This is a genomic window from Synechococcus sp. H70.1 (assembly GCF_047502705.1).
In the GTDB taxonomy this organism is placed as follows: Bacteria; Cyanobacteriota; Cyanobacteriia; order Thermostichales; family Thermostichaceae; genus Thermostichus.
The window spans coordinates 1-910 of record NZ_JANSIV010000086.1 but is presented as its reverse complement, the minus strand read 5'-3'; the positions used below and the strand labels follow the sequence as shown (position 1 = coordinate 910).

The window sequence follows — 910 nt, the reverse complement described above, 5'->3', positions numbered from 1 at the left end:
CAGGGCTGTTCCTGAGCCGCCTCGAGTGGGATTTGGAGGGCTTTCGGCTGGAACGATCTCCGGCATTGCCCGCGGCATCCAGGCCAACTGGGAGCTGCATTTTTCCGACACCCGCCGGCGCATTGCGATGGGGGCCAGCAAGCAGCCCCACTGTCTGTTGGATTTGATCTGGCGGCAGAGGGCTGGGGAGCTGCCGGCGGAGAAGCAACCACCCCAACTGCTCCTTCGGCATCGATGTTTCTCCGGAGAACAAGGCCGAGCATGCTGCAGGAGTATCGCATTGACTTGGTGGTGCTGGCCAAATACCTGCAGGTCTTGAGTGGGTGGCTGCTCCGCCAGGCGCCGCCGGTGATCAACCTGCCTGCTTTTGCCGGCGCCAACCCCTACCCGCGTGCCCACCAGCGGGGCGTCAAGATCATTAGCGCTACTGCCCACGGAGCTGGACGGGGGCCAATCATCGATCAGGAGTGGTGCGGGTGAGTCACCGCAACACGGTAGCCGACCTCATTCGCAAGGGCCGCGACATGGAGCGCCTAGTCCTGGCCCGGGCCGTGCGCTATCACCTGGAAAATCGCGTGCTGGTCTACCCCAACAAGCCGGTGGTGTTGCTTAGGGGAGCTGCGCCGTTCCAAGGGATCCCTTCCCCAGCAGGGCGGCGCTCCAGAAAGAGAGCTGCTCTGCCAAACTGGAAAGCAAGAGTAGAGGTGGGATTATGGCCTTCGATTGGTTTCGCCGTCGCTACACCGACTCCAAGGGTGGAGCAGAATCCTCTCCCCAAGACCCTGAGTTGGCGGCCCCCCCAGCGCCAGAGCCGGCAGCTATGTCGCCAGAGGACTACTTGGCCTTTGCCAAGGCCGCCTATGCCAACCTAAAGGCGCGGGCTGCAGCCCAAGCCACTCAAGCAGAGGTT

Annotated in this window: 2 pseudogenes; both read left to right on the top strand. The window is 63.0% G+C overall.

Annotation, left to right across the window (positions count from 1 at the left end):
* Nucleotides 1-611, top strand: a pseudogene (locus NW827_RS06425) (formyltransferase family protein); the annotation flags it as partial.
* A 101-nt stretch (nucleotides 612-712) separates the two neighbouring features.
* Nucleotides 713-910: pseudogene (locus NW827_RS06420) on the top strand (signal recognition particle-docking protein FtsY); the annotation flags it as partial.